Annotated in this window: 26 protein-coding genes; 14 read left to right on the top strand and 12 right to left on the bottom strand. The window is 68.0% G+C overall.

Annotated elements, in window-relative coordinates; translation table 11 throughout:
* Positions 1-217 precede the first annotated feature (217 nt).
* The 10 genes from secY to AC4D2F_RS06505 all read left to right on the top strand — a co-directional run bounded on the left by secY (position 218) and on the right by AC4D2F_RS06505 (position 7,551).
* Positions 218-1,528: a preprotein translocase subunit SecY gene (secY, locus tag AC4D2F_RS06550; RefSeq protein ID WP_104166361.1), complete on the top strand. Its 1,311-nt coding sequence runs from the start codon at positions 218-220 to the stop codon at positions 1,526-1,528.
* Between the two features lie 5 nt (positions 1,529-1,533).
* Complete coding sequence (locus AC4D2F_RS06545) at positions 1,534-2,097, top strand: adenylate kinase (protein WP_104166359.1); 564 nt, start codon at positions 1,534-1,536, stop codon at positions 2,095-2,097.
* A gap of 9 nt (positions 2,098-2,106) precedes the next feature.
* Complete coding sequence (gene map, locus AC4D2F_RS06540; protein ID WP_490909920.1) at positions 2,107-2,934, top strand: type I methionyl aminopeptidase; 828 nt, start codon at positions 2,107-2,109, stop codon at positions 2,932-2,934.
* A 265-nt stretch (positions 2,935-3,199) separates the two neighbouring features.
* A complete protein-coding gene (gene infA / locus AC4D2F_RS06535) occupies positions 3,200-3,421 on the top strand; it encodes a translation initiation factor IF-1 (RefSeq protein WP_019481515.1) in 222 nt (73 codons plus the stop codon).
* 21 nt (positions 3,422-3,442) lie between these two features.
* Entirely contained in the window at positions 3,443-3,556 is a 114-nt protein-coding gene (gene rpmJ / locus AC4D2F_RS06530; protein ID WP_043440658.1) for a 50S ribosomal protein L36, read from the top strand.
* Positions 3,557-3,719: 163 nt separating this feature from the next.
* Positions 3,720-4,097 carry a 30S ribosomal protein S13 gene (gene rpsM, locus AC4D2F_RS06525; protein WP_104166355.1) on the top strand — a complete coding sequence of 126 codons (378 nt, stop codon included), beginning with the start codon at positions 3,720-3,722 and terminating at the stop codon, positions 4,095-4,097.
* Between the two features lie 151 nt (positions 4,098-4,248).
* Positions 4,249-4,650 carry a 30S ribosomal protein S11 gene (rpsK, locus tag AC4D2F_RS06520; RefSeq protein WP_043440662.1) on the top strand — a complete coding sequence of 134 codons (402 nt, stop codon included), beginning with the start codon at positions 4,249-4,251 and terminating at the stop codon, positions 4,648-4,650.
* A 149-nt stretch (positions 4,651-4,799) separates the two neighbouring features.
* On the top strand, positions 4,800-5,810 hold the full coding sequence (locus AC4D2F_RS06515) for a DNA-directed RNA polymerase subunit alpha (RefSeq protein WP_043440664.1): 1,011 nt from the start codon (positions 4,800-4,802) through the stop codon (positions 5,808-5,810).
* A 69-nt stretch (positions 5,811-5,879) separates the two neighbouring features.
* Positions 5,880-6,536 (top strand): 50S ribosomal protein L17, encoded by a 657-nt coding sequence (rplQ, locus tag AC4D2F_RS06510; protein ID WP_104166353.1) that lies wholly within the window; start codon positions 5,880-5,882, stop codon positions 6,534-6,536.
* A gap of 22 nt (positions 6,537-6,558) precedes the next feature.
* A complete protein-coding gene (locus tag AC4D2F_RS06505; RefSeq protein WP_490909919.1) occupies positions 6,559-7,551 on the top strand; it encodes a tRNA pseudouridine synthase A in 993 nt (330 codons plus the stop codon).
* Between the two features lie 42 nt (positions 7,552-7,593).
* On the opposite strand, the gene AC4D2F_RS06500 is transcribed toward AC4D2F_RS06505, so the two are convergent.
* Both AC4D2F_RS06500 and AC4D2F_RS06495 read right to left on the bottom strand, forming a co-directional pair.
* A complete protein-coding gene (locus AC4D2F_RS06500; RefSeq protein WP_104166349.1) occupies positions 7,594-8,217 on the bottom strand; it encodes a prepilin peptidase in 624 nt (207 codons plus the stop codon).
* Complete coding sequence (locus tag AC4D2F_RS06495) at positions 8,218-9,906, bottom strand: sensor histidine kinase (protein ID WP_490909918.1); 1,689 nt, start codon at positions 9,904-9,906, stop codon at positions 8,218-8,220.
* Between the two features lie 196 nt (positions 9,907-10,102).
* Here AC4D2F_RS06495 and AC4D2F_RS06490 point away from each other — a divergent pair, with 196 nt between their 5' ends.
* Positions 10,103-10,885, top strand: a complete 783-nt coding sequence (locus tag AC4D2F_RS06490; RefSeq protein WP_490909917.1) for a response regulator transcription factor — start codon at positions 10,103-10,105, stop codon at positions 10,883-10,885.
* Between the two features lie 15 nt (positions 10,886-10,900).
* Here AC4D2F_RS06490 and AC4D2F_RS06485 read toward each other — a convergent pair whose 3' ends face one another.
* The 9 genes from AC4D2F_RS06485 to AC4D2F_RS06445 form a co-directional block, all read right to left on the bottom strand.
* On the bottom strand, positions 10,901-11,278 hold the full coding sequence (locus AC4D2F_RS06485; RefSeq protein ID WP_490909916.1) for an Hpt domain-containing protein: 378 nt from the start codon (positions 11,276-11,278) through the stop codon (positions 10,901-10,903).
* 45 nt (positions 11,279-11,323) lie between these two features.
* Positions 11,324-12,205: a type II secretion system F family protein gene (locus AC4D2F_RS06480; protein ID WP_490909915.1), complete on the bottom strand. Its 882-nt coding sequence runs from the start codon at positions 12,203-12,205 to the stop codon at positions 11,324-11,326.
* A 10-nt stretch (positions 12,206-12,215) separates the two neighbouring features.
* Positions 12,216-13,151: a type II secretion system F family protein gene (locus AC4D2F_RS06475; protein WP_104166340.1), complete on the bottom strand. Its 936-nt coding sequence runs from the start codon at positions 13,149-13,151 to the stop codon at positions 12,216-12,218.
* A gap of 4 nt (positions 13,152-13,155) precedes the next feature.
* Complete coding sequence (locus tag AC4D2F_RS06470) at positions 13,156-14,598, bottom strand: TadA family conjugal transfer-associated ATPase (RefSeq protein WP_490909914.1); 1,443 nt, start codon at positions 14,596-14,598, stop codon at positions 13,156-13,158.
* On the bottom strand, positions 14,595-15,791 hold the full coding sequence (locus tag AC4D2F_RS06465) for a CpaE/TadZ family protein (protein ID WP_490909913.1): 1,197 nt from the start codon (positions 15,789-15,791) through the stop codon (positions 14,595-14,597). The genes AC4D2F_RS06470 and AC4D2F_RS06465 overlap by 4 nt, the downstream gene beginning before the upstream one ends.
* On the bottom strand, positions 15,788-16,552 hold the full coding sequence (cpaB, locus tag AC4D2F_RS06460) for a Flp pilus assembly protein CpaB (RefSeq protein WP_490909912.1): 765 nt from the start codon (positions 16,550-16,552) through the stop codon (positions 15,788-15,790). The genes AC4D2F_RS06465 and cpaB overlap by 4 nt, the downstream gene beginning before the upstream one ends.
* Positions 16,549-17,586 (bottom strand): pilus assembly protein TadG-related protein, encoded by a 1,038-nt coding sequence (locus AC4D2F_RS06455; RefSeq protein WP_490909911.1) that lies wholly within the window; start codon positions 17,584-17,586, stop codon positions 16,549-16,551. Before AC4D2F_RS06455 ends, cpaB begins: the two co-directional genes overlap by 4 nt.
* Positions 17,574-17,960, bottom strand: a complete 387-nt coding sequence (locus tag AC4D2F_RS06450; RefSeq protein ID WP_490909910.1) for a TadE/TadG family type IV pilus assembly protein — start codon at positions 17,958-17,960, stop codon at positions 17,574-17,576. Before AC4D2F_RS06450 ends, AC4D2F_RS06455 begins: the two co-directional genes overlap by 13 nt.
* A 67-nt stretch (positions 17,961-18,027) precedes the next feature.
* Positions 18,028-18,267 (bottom strand): Flp family type IVb pilin, encoded by a 240-nt coding sequence (locus AC4D2F_RS06445; RefSeq protein ID WP_490909909.1) that lies wholly within the window; start codon positions 18,265-18,267, stop codon positions 18,028-18,030.
* 452 nt (positions 18,268-18,719) lie between these two features.
* Between AC4D2F_RS06445 and rplM the strand changes: the two genes are divergently transcribed.
* The 3 genes from rplM to glmM all read left to right on the top strand — a co-directional run bounded on the left by rplM (position 18,720) and on the right by glmM (position 21,169).
* Entirely contained in the window at positions 18,720-19,163 is a 444-nt protein-coding gene (gene rplM, locus AC4D2F_RS06440; protein WP_490910529.1) for a 50S ribosomal protein L13, read from the top strand.
* Positions 19,164-19,203: 40 nt separating this feature from the next.
* Entirely contained in the window at positions 19,204-19,701 is a 498-nt protein-coding gene (gene rpsI / locus AC4D2F_RS06435; RefSeq protein WP_043440692.1) for a 30S ribosomal protein S9, read from the top strand.
* Between the two features lie 112 nt (positions 19,702-19,813).
* Positions 19,814-21,169, top strand: coding sequence for a phosphoglucosamine mutase (gene glmM / locus AC4D2F_RS06430; protein ID WP_490909908.1), 1,356 nt, complete (start codon positions 19,814-19,816; stop codon positions 21,167-21,169).
* Between the two features lie 27 nt (positions 21,170-21,196).
* Here glmM and AC4D2F_RS06425 read toward each other — a convergent pair whose 3' ends face one another.
* Complete coding sequence (locus tag AC4D2F_RS06425) at positions 21,197-21,874, bottom strand: M23 family metallopeptidase (RefSeq protein WP_490909907.1); 678 nt, start codon at positions 21,872-21,874, stop codon at positions 21,197-21,199.
* Positions 21,875-21,938: the final 64 nt, after the last annotated feature.

Genomic DNA, 21,938 nt, shown 5'->3' with positions numbered 1-21,938 from the left:
TGCCGACCCTCCACCGCGCCGCCGGGGGAGGGTCGGCTGTGATCTACCGCATCAAGGAACTAGACTTCTGGTGGGCAAGGCTGGATCAGCCCACCAGGAGTCTTTTTTCGGCTTACGCCACCCACCACCCGCGGGAAGTCCCGCAGCCATGACCAACCGTTAGACTCGGTTGTTGTGTACGGTCCGCGCCAGGACCAACAGACCTTCAGGAGGACGCTTGCTAAGCGCTATTGGCCGGGCATTCCGGACGCCAGACTTGCGGCGCAAGCTGTTGTTCACGCTGGGAATCATCACCATCTTCCGCCTCGGGGCGTTCATCCCCGCCCCGGGCGTCGACTACGGCAACGTCCAGGAGTGCCTGGCCCTCGGCAACACCGAGGGTGGTCTGTACCAGTTCGTGAACCTCTTCAGCGGCGGGGCGCTGCTCCAGGTCTCGATCTTCGCCCTGGGCATCATGCCGTACATCACCGCGAGCATCATCACGCAGCTCCTCCGCGTGGTCATCCCCCGCTTCCAGGAGCTGCACCAGGAAGGCGCGCAGGGCCAGTCACAGCTGACCCAGTACACGCGCTACCTGACGATCGCCCTGGGGCTCCTCAACGCGACCACCCTCGTCTCGCTCGCCCGTTCGGGCGCACTGCTCGGCAACTGCCCGGTGCCCATCATCCCGGACGACTCGCTGGTCACCATCCTGCTGCTCATCCTCACGCTGACCGCGGGAACCGGCCTCATCATGTGGATGGGCGAGCTCATCACCGAGCGGGGCGTCGGCAACGGCATGTCGCTGCTCATCTTCACCGCGATCGCCGCCGGTTTCCCCACCTCGCTGGGCGAGATCTTCCGCACCCAGGGCGCCATGGTCTTCACCTTCGTCCTGCTGATGGGCGTCGTCGTCGTCGCCCTCGTGATCTTCGTGGAGCAGTCGCAGCGCCGCATCCCGGTCCAGTACGCCAAGCGCATGGTCGGGCGCCGCACCCTCGGCGGCAGCAGCACCTACATCCCGATCAAGGTCAACATGGCCGGCGTCATCCCCGTGATCTTCGCGTCCTCGATGCTGTACCTGCCCAGCCTGATCGCTCAGTTCAACACCCCCCAGGACGGCAGCGCGCCGGCCGGATGGGTCAACTGGATCTCCACCTACCTGACCAGCGGCGACCACCCGCTGTACATGGCGATGTACTTCCTGCTGATCGTCTTCTTCACCTACTTCTACGTCGCGATCACCTTCAACCCGGACGAGGTGTCCGAGAACATGAAGAAGTACGGCGGCTTCATCCCGGGCATCCGTGCGGGACGCCCGACGGCGGAGTACCTGCAGTACGTGCTCTCGCGCATCACGCTCCCGGGCGCGATCTACCTCGGGCTCGTGGCACTGATCCCGCTGATCGCCCTCGTGGCCATCGGCGCCAACCAGAACTTCCCGTTCGGCGGCACCTCGATCCTGATCATGGTGGGTGTGGGCCTCGAGACGGTGAAGCAGATCGACGCTCAGCTCCAGCAGCGTCACTACGAAGGGTTGTTGCGTTGACGAGAATGCTGATCATCGGTCCCCCCGGGTCCGGTAAGGGAACCCAGGCCGCGCGGATCTCCGAGCGCCTCGGGGTGGTGGCCATCTCGACGGGCGACATCTTCCGTGACAACGTCAAGCGGGAGACCCCGCTCGGGGTCGAGGCGAAGACGTTCATGGACGCCGGCGACTTCGTTCCCGACAGCGTCACGAACCGCATGGTGCGCGACCGGCTCGCCGCCGACGACGTCCAGGAGGGCTTCCTCCTCGACGGCTACCCGCGCACCGCCTCGCAGGTCGCGGAACTGGACGACATCCTCCGCGAGAACGAGCTCGCGCTCGACGTGGTGCTCCAGCTCACCGCCGACGACGAGGAGCTCGTCAGGCGCCTCCTCGGCCGGGCCGAGCTGGACGGCCGGTCGGACGACAACGAGCAGGTCATCCGGCACCGCCTCGGCCTGTACCACGACCAGACCGCGCCGGTCGTGTCCCGGTACGACGAGCGCGGGATCGTCACCCGGGTGGACGGCATCGGGACCATCGACGAGGTCACCGACCGCGTCATGACCGCCCTCAAAGTCGCACGCTAGGACGTCCCCATGTTCCGCCAGCCCAAGATCGAGTACAAGACCACCGAGCAGATGCTCGTGATGCGTGACGCCGGACTGGTGCTGGCGAAGGCCCTCGACCGTGCGGTCGACGCCGCCGCCGTGGGGGTCACGACCGCCCAGCTGAACACCGTGTTCGAGGAGGTCCTCCGCGAGGAGGGCGCGACCTCGAACTTCCTCGGCTATCACGGCTTCCCGGCGAGCATCTGCACCTCGGTCAACGCGGAGGTGGTCCACGGGATCCCCGGGAACTACGCCCTGCAGGACGGGGACATCCTCTCGATCGACGGCGGCGCCGTGGTCCGCGGCTGGCACTCGGACTCCGCCCGCACCGTCATCGTGGGCACGCCCCGCCCGGAGGACGTACGCCTCTCCGAGGTGACGGAGGAGGCGATGTGGCATGGCATCGCCGCCCTGGCGACCGCGCGGTTCGTCGGAGACATCGGCGCCGCGATCGACGACTACGTGTCGTCCGTCCCCGGCCCGGCACTCGGGATCCTCGAGGACTACGTGGGACACGGCATCGGCACGCAGATGCACCAGGCGCCCGACGTCCTCAACTTCCGCAGTGCCAACCGGGGCCCGAAGGTCCGGCCCGGGCTGTGCCTGGCGATCGAGCCGATGCTCGTGCAGGGCGGCCTCGAGACCGCCGTACTGGACGACGACTGGACGGTCGTCACGACGGACGGCAAGCGCGCATCCCAGTGGGAGCACAGTGTGGCCGTCCACGACGGCGGCATCTGGGTCCTCTCGGCACCCGACGGGGGAGCGTCCCGGCTCGAGCCGCTCGGTGTGACGCCGGCGCCCCTCGCCGGATGACCGCGGCCCCCACGTAGACGACAGCACGAACACCGAAGGTCCCGCACACCCGTGCGGGGCCTTCGCCGTTCCGCTGCGGTCACCCGGCGATTTAACTATCGCCGGGCGGTAGCGTATCGTTGTCTGTTGGTTGTCTCTGCTTTTCATGCCCAATGGGCCATGGAGACCTGCCCGTCAGCGGAGCCCCGGCTCCCGCGGGGTCAGACAATCAAAACCCTGAACCCGCCCGTCACGCAAGTGGTGGGCACAGACGTTAGCGGAGGATATGGCCAAGAAAGACGGTGTCATTGAGATTGAAGGCACTGTGAACGAGGCACTGCCCAACGCGATGTTCCGCGTTGAGTTGGCCAACGGTCACATTGTTCTCGCCCACATCTCGGGAAAGATGCGCCAGCACTACATTCGAATCCTTCCTGAGGACCGGGTCGTAGTGGAACTCAGCCCGTACGACCTCACCCGGGGCCGTATTGTCTACCGCTACAAATAAGAATCAACTCGAAGGAAAACCATGAAGGTCAACCCGAGCGTGAAGCGGATCTGCGAGAAGTGCCAGGTGGTTCGCCGCAAGGGCAACGTTCTCGTCATCTGCGAGAACCCGCGCCACAAGCAGCGCCAGGGCTAAGAACCTCTCCCGAGGCTCTTCCCCGCGCGTAGAAGTACATTCAACGGCAGAACAGCACCCCTCACGGGGTGTACACCCCCGGCTCGGAGGCCGGGGACCGGAGCATCGGTTCCGGGGACGTCCTGCTCCATACCTCCGGTAACACCAAAGGAGAACCGCCACTATGGCACGTCTCGCTGGCGTAGACATCCCCCGCGAAAAGCGGGTAGTCATTGCGCTCACCTATATCTACGGCGTGGGCAAGACCCGTGCAGAGAAGACGATCGTCGACACGGGGATCTCCCCGAACACGCGCGTCAAGGACCTCTCCGACATCGAGCTGGTCCAGCTCCGCGACTACATCGAAGGCAACTTCAAGGTCGAGGGTGACCTCCGACGCGAGGTTGCAGCCGATATCCGCCGCAAGGTCGAGATCGGCAGCTACGAAGGTATCCGGCACCGCCGCGGCCTTCCCGTACGTGGACAGCGTACGAAGACGAACGCCCGTACCCGCAAGGGTCCGAAGCGTACGGTCGCAGGCAAGAAGAAGGTCGGACGCTAGTCCCTAATGGCACCCTAACCGGACTCGCTAGCGCTCGCCCGGCCAGGGAACCCCGCCATCAGGGGCCCATCCGCTCGGTGATTGTCCAAATCACCGGAGAACTTCCGATCAGTCGATCAATGCTATACCCAATACCTTCGTAGGAGAAGTAATGCCCCCCAAGACTCGTGGAGCGGTGCGTAAGCCGCGTCGCAAGGACAAGAAGAACATCACCCTCGGCCAGGCGCACATCAAGAGCACCTTCAACAACACGATCGTCTCCATCACGGACCCCAGTGGAGCAGTCATCTCCTGGGCCTCCGCCGGTGAGGTCGGGTTCAAGGGCTCGCGCAAGTCGACGCCGTTCGCGGCGCAGATGGCCGCCGAGGCGGCTGCGAAGCGTGCGCAGGAGCACGGCGTCAAGAAGGTCGACGTCTTCGTGAAGGGCCCCGGATCGGGCCGCGAGACCGCGATCCGCTCGCTGCAGGCCACCGGCCTCGAGGTCGGCTCCATCTCGGACGTCACCCCGAGCGCGCACAACGGCTGCCGTCCGCCCAAGCGCCGCCGCGTCTAACCAGCTTCCCGGTCACCGTGCCGCCTTGCAGGAACCCAGGTTCCGGCAGGGCGGTTCGGTGCCGTTCCAGCTGCTATTGAGCCGGTCGACCAGCAGTCCCGCCCATTTGGAAGCGTCATATAGCGGATGCTTCCCGAAAGGAAATGTAAGTGCTTATTGCACAGCGCCCCACCCTGACTGAAGAAGTAGTCGCCGACAACCGTTCGCGGTTCGTCATCGAGCCGCTCGAGCCCGGCTTCGGCTACACCCTCGGCAACTCGCTCCGCCGCACGCTCCTGTCCTCGATCCCCGGTGCCGCCGTCACCAGCATCCGGATCGACGGCGTCCTGCACGAATTCACCACGGTTCCCGGGGTGAAGGAGGACGTCACCGAGATCATCCTGAACATCAAGAACCTCGCCGTCTCCTCGGAGCACGACGAGCCCGTCGTCGCCTACCTGCGCAAGCAGGGACCCGGCGTCGTCACCGCCGCCGATATCGCGCCCCCGGCCGGCGTCGAGTTCCACAACCCGGACCTGCACATCGCGACCCTCAACTCGAAGGGCAAGTTCGAGCTCGAACTGACCATCGAGCGTGGACGCGGCTACGTCTCGGCGTCGCAGAACAAGTCCGGCGACTCGGAGATCGGCCGCATCCCGGTCGACTCCATCTACTCGCCGGTCCTCAAGGTCACCTTCCGTGTGGAAGCCACCCGTGTGGAGCAGCGCACCGACTTCGACAAGCTGATCGTCGACGTCGAGACGAAGGACGCCATCGCCCCGCGCGACGCCGTCGCTTCCGCCGGCACCACCCTGGTGGAGCTGTTCGGTCTCGCCCGCGAGCTGAACACCGCCGCCGAGGGTATCGAGATCGGCCCGTCGCCGACGGACGCAGCGCTTGCTGCGGACATGGCGCTGCCGATCGAGGATCTCGAACTGACGGTCCGCTCGTACAACTGCCTCAAGCGCGAGGGCATCCACTCCGTGGGTGAACTCGTTGCGCGCTCCGAGGCCGATCTCATGGACATCCGCAACTTCGGCGCGAAGTCCATCGACGAGGTCAAGGCGAAGCTCGTGGAGCTCGGTCTGTCCCTGAAGGATTCCCCTCCAGGGTTCGACCTCGCCGCCCGCGCCGCAGCCATCGAAGAGGACGACGCCCCCTTCGGCGACGAAGAGGTCTAAAACGCTATCTGTCCGTCCCATCGCCCTCCTGGGCGACGGGACGGACACCCCTAATGAGGAGAAAGAATCATGCCCACACCTACAAAGGGCCCACGCCTCGGAGGCGGTCCGGCGCACGAACGCCTGATGCTCGCCAACCTGGCCGCCTCACTGTTCGAGCACAAGCGGATCACCACCACGGTGACCAAGGCCAAGCGCCTCCGCCCCTACGCCGAGCGTCTCATCACGTTCGCGAAGAAGGGCGACCTCGCGTCGCGTCGCCGCGTCCTCGGTGTCATCAGCAGCAAGAGCATCGTCCACGAGCTGTTCACGGACATCGCACCTGCTGTCGCCAACCGCGAAGGCGGCTACACCCGCATCACGAAGATCGGCAACCGCAAGGGCGACAACGCTCCCATGGCAGTCATCGAACTCGTGCTGGAGCCCATGTCCGCGAAGCAGTCCGTCGTCGCCGAGGCCGAGCAGGCCAAGGCTCCCGCCGCGGCGGCGCCCGTCGAGGCGCCGGAGTCGGCCGAGTCGGCTGACTCCGTGGATTCGCCCGAGTCCGTCGATTCGGTGGATTCCGTGGATTCGCCCGAGTCCGCGGATTCGGTGGATTCGGCTGAGTCTGCCGAATCGGCTGAGTCCGCCGAGGAGGTTGCCGCCGAGGAGACCACGATCGATGCCGAGGAAGGCACCGACGAGGTCGTCGTCGTCGACGGCACCGTGGAGGACGAGAAGAAGTAATTCTTCCCGCCTCACGCACGCCATGACACCGCTCGAGCCCGCCGTCCCCCCGAGGGACGGCGGGCTCTTGCGTGTCCGGCTCGACCTCGCGTACGACGGCGCCCTGTTCTCCGGCTGGGCCCTGCAGCCGGAGCTCACGACCGTCCAGGGGGTGCTCGAGGACGCCCTCTTCACGCTCCTGCGCCGCCAGGCCCGTCTCACGGTGGGCGGGCGCACCGACGCCGGCGTGCACGCCCGGGGTCAGGTGGCCCATGTGGACCTCACCCGGGCCGAGTGGGAGTCCATGCCCCGCGGCCGGGACATGGATCCGTCCGAGGCCTTCCTGCGGCGCCTCACCGGCACGGTCAACCGCGTGCTCACAGAGGGGATCACCGGGCGGGGCCGATCCGTCAGGAACTCGGTACCCGCCGTCGTCGTCCGGTCGGCCGCCCCGGCACCCGAAGGATTCGACGCACGGTTCTCTGCGCTCTGGCGCCGCTACAGCTACGCCATCGCGGACGTGGCGAGCGGGCAGGACCCGCTGCGCCGCCACACCACGCTCTGGTACCCCGCGCCGCTGGACGTCGCGCTCCTCAACGAAGGATCCACCCACCTGCTGGGGATGCAGGACTTCGCCGCGTTCTGCAAACCCCGCGAGGGCGCCACGACGATCCGTGAGTTGCAGCGGTACGAGTTCGTGCGCGGCCACGACGGCGTCATCACGGCGACCATCCAGGCGGACGCGTTCTGCCACAACATGGTGCGCGCGCTGATCGGATCGACCCTGCGCGTCGGATCGGGGGAGATGCCCCCGGTGTGGCTGGCCGAGCGACTGGCCGCCCGCCTGAAGGACGCCCGGTCCATCCTGGCTGCGCCGCACCCGCTCGTGCTGGAGGAGATCGCCTACCCGGGCGGCGACGAGCTCGCGGGGCGGGCCGGGCTCACCCGCGCACGGCGGAACGCCGGGCACCTCGCCCCGCGCGGAGCACCGGGGGCCGACGCCGTCATCGTCGGCGACGACGCGCTGCCCGGCTAGGCGAGGACGCGCTGCCCGCTCGGGCGAGGACGCGCCGCCCCACTAGGCGAGGAGGACGAAGCTCGCGAACGCGGCGAGGAGCATCCCGGGGCCGAAGGGGAAGGTGGAGCCGCGCGAACCGCGGCGGAACAGCAGGACCGCGAGCCCGGCCAGGCCCCCCAGCAGGAAGCCGCCGAGGAGGGTGCCCAGCCAGGCGGAGGCTCCGGCCCAGCCCCCGAAGAGACCGAGCACGGCGGCGAGCTTCACGTCGCCCATCCCCATGCCCGCAGGGTTGATGAGCGCGAGGACGAAGTAGACCGCGAACAGCGCGGCTGCTCCGGCCGCGGCGCCGAGCAGGCCGCCCCAGTGACCGCCCGCGCCTGCCGCGAGGAGGAGCAGCGGGATGGTCACCGCGGTGAAGCGCACGAGGACGGCGTTCGGCAGCAGCTTCGAGCGGGCGTCGATGGCCGCGAGGAGCACGCCGAAGGCCGCGAGGCACCCCACGAGCGGAAGGGTCCACCACTCGCCTGTGACGGCACCGCCGGCGCCCGCGAGGACGCCCGCGAGCAGTGCCAGAGGCAGCCGCGCGCGCTCCGGCAGGACGGTCCGCGGATCCCTGCCGGCGAGGGCGAACAGCGCGTACGCCAGCCCGGCCGTGACAGGCGCGATGATCAGGGCAGCGACCACCTAGAGGGAGTCCTCGAGGGTGTCGTGCGGGGACCGGCTCACGTCCCCGTCGACCGGCAGCGTCACCGTGAAACGGCTTCCCCTGCCCGGGGAGCTCGTGCAGTGGATCGAGCCGCCATGGCTTTCGACGATCGACTTGGTGATGGCCAGCCCGAGCCCCGCGCCGTCGATGTCCGCCCGGCGGGCGGCGGGCGTCCGGTAGAAGCGGGAGAAGACCTGGCGGGCCTCCTGCTCGGTCATACCCATCCCGCGGTCGTCGACGTGGAGGTTGATCTGCGAGTCGGTCTCCTCCGCGCGCACGATCACCAGGCCGCCCTCGGGGGAGTACTTGATGGCATTGGACAGCAGGTTGTCGAGCACCTGGGAGATCCGCAGCGGATCGATGAGCGTCCAGAGCGGGCTGTGCACGTCGGTCCGGAGCCGCACACCGTTCTTCTGCGCGCGGATCCGATTGGAGCGGACGCTCATCTCGATCACGGCCGCGAGGTCCACGGGGCGCGGATGCACCCGGACGCGGTCGCCGGCGGTGGACAGCAGATCCGCGACCAGGTGGAGTACGCGTTCGGCGTTGCGGCCCGCGACGTCGACGTAGCCCGCGAGGTGCGGGGGCAGGGGGTGCTCGTCCTCCAGGACGAGTTCGAGGTAGCCCAGCACGGAGGTCAGCGGGGCGTGGAACTCGTGGGAGATGTTCGAGATGAACGTGTCCTTCGCGGTCACGGCCTCGACCAGTTCGGTGACGTCGCTGCAGGCGACCAGGGCGCCGGTGATGCCGCCGTCGGCGTTCTTGATGGGCCGGGCCGCCGTGGAGAGTGCACGCTGGGAGTCCGTGCCACCGACCCAGACCAGCTCGTCCGCGAACGTCTCACCCGTGAGGGCCCGATGCACGGGCCGCCGGTCGGGAGGCAGCGGCGTGACGCGGTCCGACCCGAAGACGAGGCCGTCCTGTGCCTCGTCGCCGTGGCCGGTCGAGAGCCGGTTGAACAGCTCCTGTTGCCGGTTCGTCAGTGTGGTGTTGCCGTGGGCGTCCACGGCGGTGAGACCGACGTCGACCGTGTTGAGGATGGCCGTCAGCACACGCTCGCGATCGATGGCGGCTTGCAGGAGGTCGTTGAGTTCGCGGTCCTTGCGCGCGATCTCGGCTTCGCGGGCATCGGCGCCGGCGCTCATGAGGTGAATCGTGACGCCGATGCAGAACATCACGATGGGCAGCAGCAGGGCGCCTGCGTACGAGGTCAGCCGCGTGGGATCGAAGGATCCGAAGAGCGGCCAGGCGGTGATGAGCAGCGAACCGCCCACGGTGCCGGCGAGGGCTGCCCAGGTGGGCAGCCGGGAGCGCATGAGCCAGAGGACGGGGAAGACGGCGAGGACGCCGAGCGCCGGCTGGATGTCAGCACCGCCGGTCCGGAGCAGGGCGATGGCGACGAAGTCGAGGGCCGGGACGACCAGCAGGATGCCGCGCGGCAGTTCGTTCCACGGGACGACCACGCACAGGGCCAGCAGGACCAGGATCAGCCAGAAGCCCAGCTCGTACGTCGGGTCGGCCAGCAGCCCGGGCCGGAGGACCGGAGCGGTGACCGACAGGATGACGACGATCAGCGTGAGGGGGATCTGGCAGAGGATCCCGGCGCGGCCGATGGTCATTCTCGACGCCGCCACGCTCAACCAGGACGCGCTGGAAATCCTAGCCATGCACGATCCAGGGGACGGGAGAACTCCACATTCTGAATGTCTTTCGGACGCTGAGACCTACGTACTGCCTTCATTATGTCGCCATCCCCGCGTTTTGCACGCCCATCCGGCGCAATTCGTGCAGGTAGGCGGGCAGAATGGTTGCCAGGACAAATCGACCGGGCTTCACCGCAGGTCGGATGGGGGTTGAAAGCGAATGAGCGATCCGGGAGTGGCAGTCGTCATCGAGGACGACGCCGATGTACGGAATCTGGTCGGGGCGGTGCTGCGGCAGTCGGGCTTCGACGTGCAGGTGGCACCGAACGGCCGGGCGGGCGTCGAGATGGTGCGCACGCACGACGCCACGGTGGTGACGGTCGACGTCGGGCTGCCCGACATCGACGGATACGAGGTGCTGCGGCGCATCCGCGACTTCAGCAACTGCTACGTGGTGATGCTGACGTCGAGGGGTGATGAGCTGGACACCCTCACGGCGCTGCAGTCGGGGGCCGACGACTACCTGACGAAGCCGTTCCGCCCGCGGGAACTGCGCGCGCGCATCGCGGCGATGCTGCGGCGACCGCGCGCGGTCCCGGAGCCGGCCGCCGAGGGTCCCGGGCCGACGACGTCGGCGCCGCCCGCCGCACCCGCACCGGCCGTCGCGGCGTCGCCGGTGTTCGAACACAACGGGCTCGCCCTGAACGCCTCGGCGCGCACCGTGGTGGTCGACGGACGCGACCTCCCGCTGACGCGCAGCGAGTTCGACCTCCTCAACGAGATGCTGAGGAGCAGCGGCGCGGTGAGGACGAAGGCCGACCTCGTGCGGGTTGTCCGGGGCGACTACTACGGCGAGGACACCTACATCAGCGACTCCGACGAGCGGGCGATCGAGGTGCACATCGGCAACCTCCGACGGAAGCTCGACGAGGATCCGAAGAACCCGCGCTGGCTGCAGACCGTGCGCGGCGTCGGCTACCGGTTGACCCCGGTACGCGCCTGAGGGGCTGCGCGCCCCTCAAGCAGGGTCGAGGTAGCGGGTCTCGAGCTCGCGGATCGTCTCCAGCCCGCAGCGTTCGATGCCGGGGAGCGTGCGGCGCGCGGCGTCGAGGTCGGCCGAGGAGATGGCTGCCTCGAAGGCAGCGGTGAGGACCGCGAGTCGCTGGGCACCCACCATGAGGGAGGAATTGCGGAGGCTCAACGCGGACTCGAGGGCTGCGGGTAGGTCCTGGTCGGCGACCGAGCGTACGAGCCGAAGGTGGCGGTTGGCGAAGCCCGTGATGTAGTCGCGGGCGAAGGTGCGCGCCGGCCCGGCGTCGTTCAACTGCTGCTCGAGGTGCGCGAGGACCGTGAGGTCCACGAGCGGCGGGTCGGGCTGGGCGGTATTCGGAAGCACCGTCCCAGCCTACGGCGGCGGTCTGACGGTCAGCCGGGAGCCGCCTCACTGCCCGGCGAACGTGTCCATGACGTTGAGTGCGGCCGGGCCGAGGATCACGATGAACAGCACCGGGAAGATGAACAGCAGGAGCGGGAAGAGCACCGCGACGGGGAGTTTCATCGCCTTCTCCTCCGCACGCTGACGGCGTTTCACGCGCATGACCTTCGCCTGCGTCCGCAGCACACCCGACAGGGCGATGCCGTAGGCGTCCGCCTGCACGATGGCTTTCACGAAGCTGCGCAGTTCCGGGATGGTGCTGCGGTCCGCCATGGCGAGGTACGCCTCACGCCGGCTGCGTCCCACCTGCATGTCCTGCAGCGTCCGCACGAGTTCGTCCGCCAGCGGCCCCTTCCCTGTCTCGCCCGCGCGCTGCATGGCGCTCTCGAACCCCAGGCCCGCCTCCACGGAGATCAGCATCTGGTCCAGGGTGTTGGCCAGTTCCAGGGCCATGGCCTTCTGGCGTTCCTGTCCCTTGCTGTAGAGGAGGAGGTCCGGCACGAAGTAACCGAGGACCGTGATGAAGAGTGCGAGCAGCACGAAGAGTCTGCTGGGGTTCGACTGCACGAGCAGCAGTCCGGCCAGGCCGCCGGCGAGACCGAGGAGTGGCTTGGCGGTGAGGACCTTGGCCAGTGGCATCGAGGCCGGCCGGCCGGCGAGGGCCAGCAGGTGGTCCAGTTTGAGGACGTACGCCTGCGGGGTGAGGTGCCGGCCCAGCCGGAGGAGGGGGTTCGGGCGGTCAGCGTCGGCGACGGCCCCGGCCATCCCCTGGTTGAGGTTGTGCTGCACGGTGCGGCGCAGCCGGGCGTCGGAGGTGAGCAGGGACCAGGTGAAGTAGCCGATGGGTGCGGAGGTCAGCAGGAGCGAGGCGAGCAGGGTGGGGTCCATGACGGTCTCCTCAGAACTTCAGGTCGATGATCTTGCGCAGCCAGAGCCCGCCGATCGCCATCATGACGGCGGCGGCTCCGAGCATCACCCAGCCCAGCGGCTTCGTGAACAGCGGGTCGACGTAGCCGGGGCTGACCACGGTGAGCATCAGCGCAATCGCGAACGGCAGTGCTCCCAGGATGTAGGCGGAGAACTTCCCCTCCGCGGCGAGGGCGCGGATGTGGCCCTTGATCTCGGTGCGCTCGCGGATGGTGTGCCCCACCTGGTCGAGCACGTCGGCGAGGTCCCCACCGACCTCGCGGTTGATCTGGATGGCCTGCGCGATCCAGGCGAAGTCCTCGTTCTGCATGCGGTGCGAGGTGTCCATGAGCGCGGCGAGGAGATCCTTGCCGAGGCTCGTCTCGGCGACGATCCGGCGCATCTCCTCGGACGTCGGGCTGTCCGCCTCCGTGGCCGCGGCGTCGATCGCCCGCAGGATGCTGTGACCCGCCCGCAGGCCTCCGGTGAGCAGCTGTAGCGTGTCGCCGAGCTGTGAGTCGAAGCGGCGACGCCGTCGTCCTGTCCGGAAGGACACCACCAGGTGCGCGACGGCGGGGGAGAGCAGGAACAGGAGGACGCCGACGACCGGCGCGAGCAGCGCCCACCCCAGCAGGAGCCCGGTGATGCCGCCGAGGACCACGAGCAGGTAGACCTCGGCCTGGCTGATCCTGATGCCTGCCGTCTCGAGGACGTTCTGGTCGAGGAAGCGCATCGGGTGCCGGCGCAGGTAGGCATCCATCGCACGTCCGGCCGCCCCCGCGAAGCGTGAGAGCTGCGAGTCCTGCTGCTGTCGAGGTGGCCGGCGGCGGTCCAGCGGGACCGGCGACTGGGCAGGCCGGAGTGCCACGAGCAGCAGGACGATCCCGCCGATCACCAGGGCGGCACCGCCGACGAGGAGGAGGGTCATGCCCCTACCGCCCGCGCGGCGGCGCGGACCCGAAGACGGCCGGCGACACCGTGATCCCCATGTCCTCGAAGCGCTCCATGAACCGCGGTCGGATGCCGGTCGGCACGGGCTTACCGAGGAAGCGGCCCTTGTGGTCGACGCCGGCGGAGTAGTCGAAGACAAAGGCGTCCTGCAGGGTGACGACGTCGCCCTCCATGCCCTGCACCTCGGTCACGTGCGTGATGCGTCGGCTGCCGTCGCGGAGGCGCGAGATCTGCACCACGAGGTTGACGGCGGACGCCAGCTGTTCGCGGATGGCCCGCAGGGGCAGGTCCATGCCGGCCATGAGCACGAGTGTCTCGAGGCGGGCCACGGCGTCCCTGGGCGAGTTTGCGTGGACGGTGGACAGCGAGCCGTCGTGGCCGGTGTTCATAGCCTGCAGCATGTCGAGGGACTCCCCGCCACGCACCTCGCCGATGACGATGCGGTCGGGCCGCATGCGGAGGGAGTTGCGGACGAGGTCGCGGATGCTCACGGCGCCCTTGCCCTCGGTGTTCGGCGGGCGGCTCTCCAGGCGCACCACGTGCTGCTGCTGGATCTGCAGCTCGACGGCGTCCTCGATGGTGACGATGCGGTCGCCCTCGGGGAGGAACGAGGACAGCACGTTGAGCAGGGTGGTCTTCCCGGTGCCCGTGCCCCCCGAGACGATGATGTTGAGCTTCGCCTTCACGCAGGCGTCCAGCAGTTCGGCCATCTCCGGGGTGAGCGTGCCGAAGTCGATGAGGTTCTGGACCGTCAGGGGGACCTTGCTGAACTTGCGGATGGTCAGCGACGAGCCGTTGACCGCGAGCGGGGGGATGACGGCGTTGACGCGCGAGCCGTCCTCGAGGCGGGCATCCACGAAGGGGGAGGACTCGTCGATGCGGCGGCCCACCTTGGAGACGATGCGCTCGATGACGCGGCGCAGGTGCTCCTCGGAGCTGAACCGGGAGTCGCTGAGCGTCAGCTTGCCCTGCTGCTCCACGTAGATCTGGTCCATCCGGTTGACCATGATCTCCGTGACCGAGGCGTCGTCGAGGAGGCGCTGGAGCGGGCCGAAGCCGAGGACGTCGTCGGCGACGTCCTGGATGAGGCGGCGCCGTTCATCGGGGCTGAGCGGTACCTGCTCGGCGTCGATGATCTGACTCAGCTCCTCGCGCGCGACGACCTTCAGGTCCTCCTCGCTGATGGAGGTGTCGCTCGCGCGGGTGCCCATGCGCTCGAACAGGGCGGAGGCCGCGCGTTGCTTGAGGCCCGCGAAGACGTCCACCTTTGCACTGCCGGGTTTCTGGGGTGCGTCGCGGACGACGGCGGGCGCGAGGGTGGCCGGGCGCGGAGGTGCCGGTGGCGCGTCGGGAGCATCGGGCTCGACGACGACGGCGGGCGCGGTCGAGAGCCCTGCGGCCTGGATGCGGGCGGAGAGCTTCATCGGACCACCACGCGGCGGTGCAGCTTCCGCTGCGACTTCGCGCGCCACTCGTGGTCGAACCGCTGCACGAGCTCCGTGAGGCTCTTCGTCGCGGGATCACGGACCTTGTCCTGGAGCAGGGGGACGCCGCGGTTCGTCGCGAGGGTGATGGCCCGGGAGCGGGGGATGGACACATCGACGGGCGCGTTGAGGGTCGCCTCGATGTCCTCCACCGAGAGGCCGGTCTTGGTATCGGCGAAGTTGAGGACCACGTGGCGGGTCTCGGGCAGGAGGTTGAGCTGCTGCAGCACGTCGAGGCCCGTGCGTAGGCCGCGGACGCTCGGCACGTCCATGCCGGTCACCCAGACGGCGTCGGTGCACTGCTCCAGCGCCGCGAGGCTCGGCTCGGTGAGCCCGGGGCCGGTGTCGACGACGACGTAGCGGAACTCCATCGCCAGCTGCTGGATCAGGCGGGTCACCTGGGCCGAGGAGACGCGGTCGGCGTCGGCGGGGTTCTTGGGTCCGCAGAGGGCGTAGATCCCCGAGGGGTGCGGGGTCAGGAAGGCCTTGAGGACCATCGAGTCTTGGGTGGCAGCGCCCGTGACGGCGTCGAGTACCGAGTACTCGGGGGTGAGGTAGAGGCCGGTGCCGACGTCGCCGAACTGGAGGTCGAGGTCCACGATGACCACGCTCATGGGCGCCAGCTTCCCGAGGCCGACGGCCAGGTTCGTGGCGACCGTCGTCTTGCCGACGCCGCCCTTCGGGGAGAACACCCCGATGACGAGGCCGCTCTGTTGCTCGCGGGGCGGCTGCGTCCCGGTGCGCTGGCGGGTCGCGAAGGCCTGGCAGGCGCGCTCGAGCTGGGCTCGGATACTCGCGACGTCCGCCAGCGGGGAGAGGATGTCGCGGACGCCGGCGCGCATGGCCTGCAGGGCGATGTCCGGGTGGTCGTCATGCACCAGCACCACGCTGATCTCCGGGAACGTCACGTCCACGATCAGGGCGAGGCGCAGCGCTTCCTCGATGGCGATACCCGGCCCGAAGACCAGCACCTCCGGCCGCTCGAGTCCCAGCTGGTCGAGGACGGAGGTCGGGTCCCCGGTCAGGACGCTCGCAGGCAGGCTCTTCACATGGCCCTGCAGTCCGCCGGCGACGGCGTGGCGGACCTTCTGCTCGAAGTCCGAGCTGGGGGTGATCAGGACGAATCTGCTCATCGGTACAGTTCCTTGTTCTGGACGATGGGGGAGTCTCCCTCGACCGTCGCGGGCGTTTCCTTGCTCAGCCACAGGGTGGCGTTCTGGTTGGCGTGCACGATCTTCGTCGCCTGGGCGGTGTCGACGGCGATGGTGAGCATGAGGGAGCCGCTCGGCAGCGCCTCGGCCTCGGCGCGGGCCTGCGCTTCAGGATCCGCGGCGGGGTCTGCTGCGACGGGGGTGGGGGCGCGCTGCACGGAGGTGACGAGGATCTTGTGGAGAGCGAGCTTCGTCGTCGGGACGTCCGGCTCCTGCTCGAGACCTCCCGTCTCCAAAGAGATGAACACCCCCACGGTGTCACCGGGGGCGATCTTGCCGCCGACGGCGCGGTCCGGCTCGATCGTGAAGGAGACCTCCTGCAGGCCCTCGGGGACGTCGACGCTGCCGGTCATTGCGGCGTCATCCGGGTCGACGAGGCGTTCGGCGAGCAGCTGCTCACCGGGCATGAGCTCCACGGCGGTGATCCTGCCCGTGGACGAGTCGAGGTCCTTGAGCGCGGATCCTCCGACCGCGGTGGCCGGCAGGGCCTTGGTGGTGAGGAATGGCTGGAGTTCCTCGGCCGGCGTGCCTGCAGGGACTGCTGTGGCCACCACCAGGACGTCCACCGGGTCGAGGCCCTCGACCGCGCGTGCTTCGGCGCCCTGCGCGTAGCCGAACAGCATCAGGGCTCCGACGAGCGCGAGGACGACGGCGGCGACGCCGGCCAGGAGACGGGATTTCATGAAGTTGCTTCCTCGAGGGTGAGTCGGACGACCGCGGTGCCCATGGTCGGGTCGTAGGGGCCGAGCTTGTAGGCGTCGTCAAGGGAGACCATCCTCACGAACCTGCCGATGATGCCGATGCATTGCGTGGAGCTGCACTTGTAGCCGGCGTAGTAGTTGTCGCGAAAGGAGTCGGGAAACGTGGAGTTGCCCTCCTGCTTGAATTTCCAGCCGTGGACCTCGAATGCGGCGAAACCAGTGAGTTGGTAGACGGCATTGCTGCCGCTGTCACTGACGCTGCGGTAGATCGGGAACAGGCCGACGGGAGCGTCGCCTGCTTCGATCTGTGCCCGCCATTCCTGCAGGAGCGGGACGCAGTCGCTGGGCGCTCCGGTATTGCCGGTGTTGCTGCCCGAGGCGCTCTGCGAGATGTTGACGAAGGCCTCGCACTTCCCGGCTACCTGATCCAGGCTGCCGAAGCCGCCCGGTGGACCGCCTGCGCACGCGGGTGTCGCGTCCGACTTCTTTCGAAACTCCACCACTTGCCAGCCGGGCCCATCCTTGAGCTCGCACTCCGAGAAGGTGATGGGAAACGGCGCGGGCCCGGAGGTAGGGCTTCCCCACGTGGCCGTCGACGATGCCGTCACCTCACTGGAACTGATGCCGAGTGCGTTGGCGAAGACAAGTGACATGCGATTGGGTGCCTGCCCGTCCTGAAGCGCACCGGTGGTGACGGTGACTTTGCGGCTTGTCTCGTTCACGACGATGTTCTTCACGTTGCTCTTCGTATCGAGGGCGTTGCTGTTGGCCAGGCTGCGGGCAACGGGCGCGGTCGAGTCACAATCGGCGTCATTCTGATCCAGAGCGCACTTCTGGGCAATGGCAAGGGCGCCGGCATCGGCGCCGTTCTGCAGCTGCGCCTTCTCGGAGACGAGCATTCCCACGTCGATGGCCAGAGCGGCGAACCCGAGCAGGACGACCATGAGGAGGGCGACGAGAACGCTGACGGCTCCCTGCTCCTGGCGCATGCCGGGCCGCTGCGTCAGCCGCCGCACAGCATGACTCCCTTGCCGGTCATGGAGAACGGTCCAGCAATCTTCGTGAGGGTGCTCAGCGTGTAGGTGATGGTGACAGTAGCCGTGCTACCAGCAGGGCACGGGCCAGCTGGTGTTGATCCAGGGACCGTGATCGCGATGTCCGTTGCAGTCAGTGCCGGGCTCAGTGTGCCCGCAGCGGTGATCGTCGACGTCTTGGCCTGAGTCGTGTCCTTCGAGATGGACATGACGCGTACACCCTCGCGGGCGGCATTGGTCAACATGACCTGGGTGTTGAAAGCCCGGCCGAACTCCATGATGCCGAGGAGAAGCAGGATGAGGACGGGTAGGACCAAGGCCATCTCAACAGCGGCGGCCCCCTTCTCACTGCGCATCAGAACCCTTCTTGCAAGCTTGAATGCCCGACTGAAGAACTTTCAACCGGGCATTCAGCTACGCCACTTAGACCGAGCACCCGCCCGTTGCGCTGGTTCCGGTGTACGCGGTGTATGCCCCACCTTTCACCGCGCAGGAAGCCTTCTCGAATGATGTTTTCATTCCGCCGCCGAGCAGCGTGACTGCGGCGATGATGACGACGGCGATGAGGGCGACCATGATGCCGTACTCGACGGCGGTCGCTCCGTCTTCCTTGCGGACCAGACGGGGGAGGAGGTGCATGCGAGAGTTGGAGACGAGGAACATGATGGAACTCCTGGGACGGTTCGAGTTGGCTGACCCAGCGCCAGCGCTGCCAGAAACCTAGCAACGGGAACCCGCAAGAAACCGGGTTTGCCCTGATCCTGACCGAACATTCACGAACCTGCGTCCGCTCTGCACGCGCCCTGCGCAGAACCTGCGTTCGCGCTGCTTCGCGCCTCCGCCAACGCCGCCGCCGGCCCCTTTTGACCCGCCCCAGTACGGCAGGCTATCCTTGGGAGTCGTTGTGCGTGTCCCTTCTCGATACGTCTGCGCCCTTCGGAGCGGTTCAGTTGCAGAACCACCTGGCCCGGGGGCGGAGCCGAGATTCACGGGATGACTGGTCGTATTTCAGCCCTCACCTGAAGTTCCGGTAACGCATGAATAAGCTGAGCCCGCGGGTACGGACGTTCTCCGTGGCCACGGGCGACACCGAAATAGAAACGAAGGCCATAACCGTGCGTACGTACACCCCGAAGCCAGGCGACATCAACCGCCAGTGGCACGTAATCGATGCAACCGACGTCGTCCTCGGCCGTCTTGCCAGCCAGACCGCAATCCTGCTCCGCGGAAAGCACAAGCCGACCTTCGCTCCCCACATGGACATGGGCGATTTCGTCATCATCATCAACGCTGAAAAGGTAGCCCTCACCGGCTCCAAGCTCGAGCAGAAGCGCGCCTACCGCCACTCCGGTTACCCGGGCGGCCTGAAGTCCACCACCTACGTGGAACTCCTGGACAAGAACCCTGAGCGCGCAGTCGAGAAGGCCGTTCGTGGCATGCTCCCCAAGAACTCGCTGGCTGCACAGCAGATCGGCAAGCTGAAGGTTTACCGCGGCGCCGAGCACCCCCACGCCGCGCAGCAGCCCAAGACATACGAAATCACTCAGGTCGCCCAGTAGTCCTGGCCACCAGTACTAAAAAATCACTTCAAGGAGAACCGTGGCTGAGAACACTGAAGAGCTGAACGAACCCACTGAGGAGCTCACGAGCTACACCTCAGAGTCCACCGAAGGCGGCGAGACCGCCGTCAAGGAGCGTCCCGCGCTGACCGTCGGCGGCGGAGCCGTCGGACGCCGCAAGGAAGCCGTCGCCCGCGTGCGCCTCGTCCCCGGCACCGGCAAGTGGATCGTCAACGGGCGCGAGCTCGCCGACTACTTCCCGAACAAGCTGCACCAGCAGGAAGTCAATGACCCCTTCAAGCTCCTCGAGCTCGACGGCGCCTACGACGTCATCGCCCGCATCCACGGCGGCGGACCCTCCGGCCAGGCCGGTGCACTCCGCCTCGGAGTCGCGCGCACGCTGAACGAGATCGACCGCGAGAACAACCGCCCCGCCCTCAAGAAGGCAGGCTTCCTGACTCGTGACGCCCGCGTCATCGAGCGCAAGAAGGCCGGTCTCAAGAAGGCACGCAAGGCGCCTCAGTACTCCAAGCGCTGATCCTTCCAGGACACGCGCAGATGCCCGTCCGGGCCTCCCGGGCGGGCATCGTGCTTTAACCTGTTGAGGACCCGCCTTAGCGGTTCCAATCTCTGCACTTAGGATGATCACGATGAGCAAGTTATTCGGAACCGACGGCGTCCGCGGCCTGGCCAACGGCCTGATCACGGCTGAGTTGTCCCTCCAGCTGGCCCAGGCGGCCGCCGTCGTCCTCGGCCACAACGCCTCGGACGGCCGCCGCCCCACCGCGGTCATCGCCCGTGATCCCCGCATCAGCGGTGAGTTCATCGCGGCCGCCGTCGAGGCCGGGCTCGCCAGCTCCGGTGTCGACGTCTACGACGCCGGCGTCCTGCCGACTCCGGCGGCAGCGTTCCTCGTGGCCGATCTCGGTGCCGACTTCGGCGTCATGATCTCCGCGTCCCACAATCCCGCCCCGGACAACGGCATCAAGTTCCTCGCCCGCGGCGGCAACAAGCTCAGCGACGCGCTCGAGGATGCCATCGAGGACGAGATGGCGCGGCCGAGGCTGCGCCCCGTGGCGGGCGAAGTAGGACGCATCCAGCGCTTCGCCGACGCCGAGGACCGCTACGTGGTCCACCTCCTCAAGACCCTCCCGCACCGCCTCGAGGGACTGAAGGTGGTCATCGACTGCGCCCACGGCGCGGCGAGCGGCTGTTCGCCCGAGGTCTTCCGGGACGCCGGCGCGGACATCATCGTCATCGGCGCGGATCCCGACGGCGTGAACATCAACGACGGCTACGGCTCGACGCACCTCGAGAAGCTGCAGTCCGCCGTCCTCGAGCACGGCGCCGACCTCGGCATCGCGCACGACGGCGACGCCGACCGGTGCCTCGCCGTGGACCACGAGGGGACGATCGTGGACGGCGACCAGATCATGGCCGTGATGGCGCTGGCGATGAAGGACGCCGGGAAGCTCAAGGACAACACCCTCGTGGCGACCGTGATGAGCAACCTGGGACTGAAGATCGCGCTGCGCGAAGCGGGCGTCACCATCATGGAGACCGGAGTGGGGGACCGCTACGTCCTCGAGGGGATGCGCGACGGCGGCTACAGCCTCGGCGGCGAGCAGTCCGGCCATGTCATCTTCGCTGAGTACGCCACCACGGGCGACGGCGTCCTGACCGGGCTGCAGCTGGCCTCACGCATGGCAGGGACCGGCAAGAGCCTCAAGGAGCTCGCCGCCGTCATGACGAAACTTCCCCAGGTGCTCATCAACGTCAGGGGAGTGGACCGCAGCGCCGCGAACTCGGACGAGGGCGTGCAGGACGCCGTCCGCGAGGCCGAGGCGATCCTCGGCGAGACCGGACGCGTGCTGCTGCGCCCCTCGGGTACGGAGCCGGTGGTGCGCGTCATGGTCGAGGCAGCCGACCTCGTGACCGCCCAGCGCATCGCCGACAGCCTGGCCACGACGGTGCAGGAGCGTCTGTCCCTCGAGACGGTCGCCTGACCCGGCGCCTCCGCCCGCCGGTACGCACTACTCGGCAGCAGCGCGTCCCGTCCTCGGCACGACGACGAGCTGCGATTCGGCCGGAAGCTCGACACCCGAGGGGGTCCGGAAGGCGATCGGCAGCCCCCGGGCGCTCGGCCATGCCGTGCTGTCCGTGACCTGGACGTGCACATGGGGCTGCGTACTGTTCCCCGAGTTCCCGCACTCGCCGATCGGCTGACCGGCGCTCACGCGGGTCCCCACGTCGACGCGGAGCGAGGACCTGCGCAGGTGGGCGACCAGCACGAAGGGCCCATCCGGATCCATGGCGATGACCACGTGGTTGCCGGCGATGGCGCCCGCCCCACGCCGGAGGCGCTGTGTCTGCCCGGCCGCGTAGGGCAACAGCGCCAGCTGCGACCGTCGCGCCGCGTGGTCCTCCTCGCCGTCGTGGGCGATGACGACGACGCCGCCAGCGGGTGCGAGCACCGGTGCACCGAACCCGATGAAGTCCTCCGGTGACTCGGCGGCGACGAGGCTCCGCCAGGTCCTGGGCGCCGGACGGCCGCCGGCATCCACGGGGACGAGGTCGATGGCATAGGTGGTGCCCATGAGGTGGGTGCCGTGACTGGGGACGCGACGCGCAGGGCTGTTGCGTGCGCGGAACCTGCCCTGCAGCGGGTACTGCAGCAGCACCGGGTTGCCGTCAGCGGCAGGATGTCCCATGCGCTCCATTGTCATCCTCCCCGCGGCCGTGGGCGAGGGTGCGGGCGGCGCCCCTGATTCGAGC

Source organism: Arthrobacter sp. TJ-263, assembly GCF_058269155.1.
Note: the sequence above shows the minus strand (reverse complement) of the source record. Positions and strands in the feature narration are given on the sequence as shown.

Excerpts from the sequence above, each read along its gene's own strand:
- AC4D2F_RS06545 (WP_104166359.1), top strand. The coding sequence starts at position 1,534 with ATGCTGATCATCGGTCCCCCCGGGTCCGGTAAGGGAACCCAGGCCGCG.
- map (WP_490909920.1), top strand. The coding sequence starts at position 2,107 with ATGTTCCGCCAGCCCAAGATCGAGTACAAGACCACCGAGCAGATGCTC.
- infA (WP_019481515.1), top strand. The coding sequence starts at position 3,200 with ATGGCCAAGAAAGACGGTGTCATTGAGATTGAAGGCACTGTGAACGAG.
- rpmJ (WP_043440658.1), top strand. The coding sequence starts at position 3,443 with ATGAAGGTCAACCCGAGCGTGAAGCGGATCTGCGAGAAGTGCCAGGTG.
- rpsM (WP_104166355.1), top strand. The coding sequence starts at position 3,720 with ATGGCACGTCTCGCTGGCGTAGACATCCCCCGCGAAAAGCGGGTAGTC.
- rpsK (WP_043440662.1), top strand. The coding sequence starts at position 4,249 with ATGCCCCCCAAGACTCGTGGAGCGGTGCGTAAGCCGCGTCGCAAGGAC.
- rplQ (WP_104166353.1), top strand. The coding sequence starts at position 5,880 with ATGCCCACACCTACAAAGGGCCCACGCCTCGGAGGCGGTCCGGCGCAC.
- AC4D2F_RS06505 (WP_490909919.1), top strand. The coding sequence starts at position 6,559 with ATGACACCGCTCGAGCCCGCCGTCCCCCCGAGGGACGGCGGGCTCTTG.
- AC4D2F_RS06495 (WP_490909918.1), bottom strand. The coding sequence starts at position 9,906 with ATGGCTAGGATTTCCAGCGCGTCCTGGTTGAGCGTGGCGGCGTCGAGA.
- AC4D2F_RS06490 (WP_490909917.1), top strand. The coding sequence starts at position 10,103 with ATGAGCGATCCGGGAGTGGCAGTCGTCATCGAGGACGACGCCGATGTA.
- AC4D2F_RS06480 (WP_490909915.1), bottom strand. The coding sequence starts at position 12,205 with ATGGACCCCACCCTGCTCGCCTCGCTCCTGCTGACCTCCGCACCCATC.
- AC4D2F_RS06475 (WP_104166340.1), bottom strand. The coding sequence starts at position 13,151 with ATGACCCTCCTCCTCGTCGGCGGTGCCGCCCTGGTGATCGGCGGGATC.
- AC4D2F_RS06470 (WP_490909914.1), bottom strand. The coding sequence starts at position 14,598 with ATGAAGCTCTCCGCCCGCATCCAGGCCGCAGGGCTCTCGACCGCGCCC.
- AC4D2F_RS06465 (WP_490909913.1), bottom strand. The coding sequence starts at position 15,791 with ATGAGCAGATTCGTCCTGATCACCCCCAGCTCGGACTTCGAGCAGAAG.
- cpaB (WP_490909912.1), bottom strand. The coding sequence starts at position 16,552 with ATGAAATCCCGTCTCCTGGCCGGCGTCGCCGCCGTCGTCCTCGCGCTC.
- AC4D2F_RS06450 (WP_490909910.1), bottom strand. The coding sequence starts at position 17,960 with ATGCGCAGTGAGAAGGGGGCCGCCGCTGTTGAGATGGCCTTGGTCCTA.
- AC4D2F_RS06445 (WP_490909909.1), bottom strand. The coding sequence starts at position 18,267 with ATGTTCCTCGTCTCCAACTCTCGCATGCACCTCCTCCCCCGTCTGGTC.
- glmM (WP_490909908.1), top strand. The coding sequence starts at position 19,814 with ATGAGCAAGTTATTCGGAACCGACGGCGTCCGCGGCCTGGCCAACGGC.
- AC4D2F_RS06425 (WP_490909907.1), bottom strand. The coding sequence starts at position 21,874 with ATGGGACATCCTGCCGCTGACGGCAACCCGGTGCTGCTGCAGTACCCG.